General features: G+C 36.4%; 5 protein-coding genes. All 5 read right to left on the bottom strand.

Annotated features, from left to right (window positions below; genetic code table 11):
* A partial coding sequence (locus tag AC1DDX_RS24170; RefSeq protein ID WP_477622730.1) for a glycosyltransferase family 1 protein occupies window positions 1-951 on the bottom strand: 951 nt, incomplete at its 3' end.
* Window positions 948-1,544: a sugar transferase gene (locus tag AC1DDX_RS24165; RefSeq protein ID WP_172662596.1), complete on the bottom strand. Its 597-nt coding sequence runs from the start codon at window positions 1,542-1,544 to the stop codon at window positions 948-950. The genes AC1DDX_RS24165 and AC1DDX_RS24170, both read right to left, overlap by 4 nt.
* Window positions 1,545-1,555: 11 nt before the next feature.
* Window positions 1,556-2,797 (bottom strand): DegT/DnrJ/EryC1/StrS family aminotransferase, encoded by a 1,242-nt coding sequence (locus AC1DDX_RS24160; protein WP_172662595.1) that lies wholly within the window; start codon window positions 2,795-2,797, stop codon window positions 1,556-1,558.
* Window positions 2,798-2,856: 59 nt separating this feature from the next.
* Complete coding sequence (locus tag AC1DDX_RS24155) at window positions 2,857-3,963, bottom strand: glycosyltransferase family 4 protein (RefSeq protein WP_288884253.1); 1,107 nt, start codon at window positions 3,961-3,963, stop codon at window positions 2,857-2,859.
* Window positions 3,957-4,581, bottom strand: a 625-nt coding sequence (locus AC1DDX_RS24150) for a glycosyltransferase (RefSeq protein ID WP_477622729.1), incomplete at its 5' end; no start/stop codon positions are given. The genes AC1DDX_RS24150 and AC1DDX_RS24155, both read right to left, overlap by 7 nt.

Here is a 4,581-nt window from a genome sequence, read left to right as displayed (position 1 = left end):
AGCCTCAAGTTCTTCTAAATTCCAATTAACAGGAACATAGGTTTCGTTTTCTATAAACAGATTCGGGTAAGTTTCAAGATGATTCATAAGCGGTTTAATCAGTACCGATCCAGAAATAAACGTTTCAAAATCCCTATAGCAAATTTCACCCCAGCCAAATGGACTGATACTAAGTTTCGAATCCCTTAGTTCTTTCCAATATCTGGCTTTGCTTACATTCCCACCACTTGCTATTTGCAAATTCAGGCGATCAAAAAGACTTAAAACATGGTTTCTTTGATAAGAGATCATGTTTCTATTCCCATTATCTTTATGGATTGTTCCACGAAAAGCCAAATCATATTTCCTGTCTTTATCGTAAGTAGATAAATGAGTTGGGTAAACCCTATAACTCAAATAATTACTTAATCTGCTCATTTTATACCCAAAGTATCTGTAATCATTAAACCCGATATTCCAACCAAGTTTAATTTTATGAAGTTCCGCTTCGGGGCAGGGTACAAAAGTTGTTTTTTGATCATCCGAAATTGTGTTTAGCCATATCCTTAAGTCATTTACCTTATTTGAAACGGTATAGTAATCAAGGTTTTTTAGTCGCTGTTTTTTCATAAAAACATCAACAAAAGATATAATTGGAAAGTCGCTGGATCCGGAAGAGTCCGCAGCATCAAACCAAATCAGTCTACCTGCTGTTCGTTTCATTTCTGTTAAATACATAATCAGTTCATTCTCATTTTTAGAAGATCTGGTATGTATGTTTTGCCAGCCATCCGCAAAATACCGCGAGTGCAATAGCAAATAATCGGCGTCCCTTAATCTTTTATCATTGTGATCATAGTAAAATTCTACTTTCAAATCATGCTCAAGAAGATTCTTTTTCCAGCGATAAAAATGATGTGATTCGCCATAAAATCTTTTTGATGGCCAATCCAAAACTTTCAATATTTTCATCTTCTAATTATACTTTTCAGGGTATATGAAATGATCTTCAGATCAACCCAAAGGTTGTGGTGATCAATGTATTTTAAGTTCTGAGTAATCTTTGAAGGGATAATGGTGTTAATATAAAAACTCTCTGGGTCTTCGGCTGCTGCAAGCAACTCGTTTTCATCTATATATTGAATGGATGCCCAATCTGTAATGCCCGGTTTTACACTAAGTACTTTTATTTGAGAGGCATCGTACAATTCAACATATTTAAGTACTTCCGGTCTGGGGCCAACAAAACTCATTTCTCCCTTTAGAATATTAATAAGCTGTGGAAGTTCATCTATTTTATATTTCCTTAGCCAGCATCCAACTTTGGTAATACGCGAATCATGATCTCCAATAGTCAACAAACCGGCCCTATCTGAATCAGTATACATCGTTCTAAACTTTATCAGTTTAAAATTCTTCTGATTTAAGCCTACCCGAAGTTGCTTGTAAAAAATGCTCCCTTTTGAATCTAACTTTAAAAGAATAACAACCACAATAAACATTGGCGACAAAAAGAACATACCACCCAATGAGAACACGATGTCAAACACCCTTTTCGCAATCATGTTATATGATTTTATGATAACACTTTAACCAATTTATTGATTTCAACAACCTGATGAACAGCCCCTATAACAGATTCTATAATGAAATCGACCTCCGGATCAGAGAGTTGAGGATATATAGGCAATGAAATCTCGCAGGCGAACTGTTTATAGCTATTAGGATAATTTTCTATAGCATATCCAATGCTTTTGAAATACGTAAGCATCGGCATTGGTATAAAATGTACATTTACGATCACTCCCCAGTTTACCAGGCTTTCAATAATCTGATCTCTCTCAGCCTCGGTAATTCCTTTAATGCGCAAAGGGAAAAGATGATACGAACCTTCTCTTATTTCGTCTTTACCGGTTGGTTCAATAAACCAATCATAAGATTTAAATGCGGCACAATATTTTAAGAAAATATTTTTACGGAGTGGCAGCAAGGTATTACTGTATTGTCTTATCTGGGCCAATCCAATTGCAGCGCAAATATCGGGCATATTCATTTTGAATCCTTTAAAAAGAATATCATATCTCCAGTTAGCTCCTTTTGATTTTGCAAATGCATCTTTATTCTGTCCATTTAGCGAGAAAATCTTCAAAAAACTATATTCTTCCTGGTTGTCAAAAGGAGGAGGCAAATTCAAACAGATGCAGCCTCCTTCAGCAGTTGTAATATTCTTAACGGCATGAAAAGAAAAAATAGTAACATCACATTTCTGTGCGGCAGGCAGTCCTTCGTAGGTTGCACCAATAGAATGTGCTGCGTCAGACATCAATAATATCCTTCCCAATTCAGATTGTTTTGCTGTAACGGGTTTAAAAATGCTTTTTATTGCCGGATCATTTACAATTTCACGCAACTCGTTATAATTACATGGTAAGCCTGCAATGTCAACCCCAATTATTGCTTTCGTTTTTGATGTAATCTTACTTTTCACCATCACCGGATCAATAGTAAAATCGTCTAAAATATCCACCATCACAGGTATGGCTCCACAATGCAAAACGCATAAAGCGGTAGCACAATAAGAGTACGCTGGCACAATCACTTCATCTCCGTCGCCTACCCCAAACCATTTCAGCATCATAATTGCTCCAGAGGTCCAGGAGTTCACGCAAACTGTGGCTTTAGATCCCGTTAAATTCAACAACTCATATTCCAGGGCCTTAACTTTTGGTCCCGAAGTGATCCAGTTGGTACGAAGAGAGTCAAGCACTTCATCAATCACTGCCTGATCAATAAATGGAGGAGAGAAAGGTATATTCATATCTTTAAGATTTTAACATTTGGTAAGACTAATAGATTGGTTATTAAACCCTTATGGATTTAAACATGAGTTAGTATTAATTTTTCCCATTTTGCGAAAGTGTTTTCGGGGGAGTTTGTCTGATTAATTAATTGAGCATTTACAGACATTTTTATTTTAAGAGCAGGATCACTCATGGTTCTTTTAATTGCTTCAGAAAGGTATTTTATATTGTTTGCTTTAACCAACAAACCGTTTTCCTCATTTTCTATAATATCAGAAGGTCCAAACTCACAATCGGTAGCCACACAAGCACAGCCTAAACTCATTGCTTCCACAAGTACATTGGGATATCCTTCGTTTCGCGATGAAAGCACAAACATTTCTGCCTGCCTGTAATAATCCTGAAGATTTTTCTGATAACCAATCAGCTTCACTCTATCACTTAGATCTAAATCTTTGATTTGTTTCTCCAGATTTTTACGCTCCCCCCCCTCGCCAGAAATCAAAAGATCTACATCTTTCATTTCCAACCTTTTAAAGGCTTGTATTAATAGATCAAATCCTTTTTGGTGATCTAACCTGCCTACGCTAAGAATGAATTTACGAGGGTAAACTCTTTCTGTACAGGCGGCGCTAAACTGGCTGACCGGATTATTTATTACTTCAAAATTGCTTAGTGCACTAAACGATTTGTTCTTTCTAAAGCCATCAACCATTCCTTTTGAAGGAACAACGATCGCTTTGGATTTACTATAAACCCTTGCCGACAACCATCTTAAGAAATGATTAAGTTGATTTACGGTATAGTCTGGGGTAATGCGTTCAGAAACCAAATAAGGAGTCCTTAAAATATTACAGGTAAGTCCCATCCATATATTGGCAGAGGTCATAAAAGATATCACGCAACTTGGTTTTTCTTTTATAAGGATAAACAGCAGCTTAAAAAGAGTAACTCCACCATACCAAAGCCTAAAAAAAAATGATTGGTTTCGGATATTGGTCACAAGAGAAATGATTTTTATTCCCTTCTCTAAGTGATAAGCAGGTTTAGCCTCATTCAGGCAAACCATTGTAACATCAAAGCCTTTCTTATAAAAGTAATTGCCAAGGTTCGAAATTACACGCTCCGCTCCGCCTCCAAAAAGGCTGTTAATGGCAAAAATCAGTTTATATTTTCTTACCATAGCGAGGTAATTGTTTGGAATGCATTATTGAAATTGAAATACCGTATATCAAACAGGAAATATTGTTTAAAATAAATTTTCAACAGCTCTCTTTTTTGAAGTGAAGAATACTTGAAATTCTTGATTGTGAGGTTAAAATCGCTTATCATTCTTGATTTTCGGATCTTCGGATCTATCATACTCCATATCCCGCCGGTATGGTGCCTGTAGCATGCCATCACTTCAGGTAACACATAAATCTTTTTACCTGTATTTGAAAGCGCATATAGTTTCAAAAGCGTATCTGTACCATAAGTTTCGAAATACCAGCTTTGTTCTGCTACGCCCGTTACCTGTTTAATGTTTCTCATCATCAAAGAGCAGATTCTTGTCTCTTCTCTTTTTCCCAGCAAAACGTCTTTGTAGTCAAATTCCAAACTTACCGGCAAATCTTTAACATAAACAAGCTTGTCAAAATCATCAATCACTTCACTATGGTGACAGCAAATCACATAATCATCATGAGCTTCCAGAAAATCTACCTGTTTCTGTAGTTTAGAGGCATCTGTCCAAAAATCGTCTCCATCGCACATCGCTATGTACTTTCCTTTTGCGCGTCTTACCACGTCAGTTTGGTTT

The sequence above is a fragment of the Pedobacter sp. 10L46_2 genome (assembly GCF_056395165.1).
Note: the sequence above shows the minus strand (reverse complement) of the source record. Positions and strands in the feature narration are given on the sequence as shown.

Excerpts from the sequence above, each read along its gene's own strand:
- AC1DDX_RS24165 (WP_172662596.1), bottom strand. The coding sequence starts at position 1,544 with ATGATTGCGAAAAGGGTGTTTGACATCGTGTTCTCATTGGGTGGTATG.
- AC1DDX_RS24160 (WP_172662595.1), bottom strand. The coding sequence starts at position 2,797 with ATGAATATACCTTTCTCTCCTCCATTTATTGATCAGGCAGTGATTGAT.
- AC1DDX_RS24155 (WP_288884253.1), bottom strand. The coding sequence starts at position 3,963 with ATGGTAAGAAAATATAAACTGATTTTTGCCATTAACAGCCTTTTTGGA.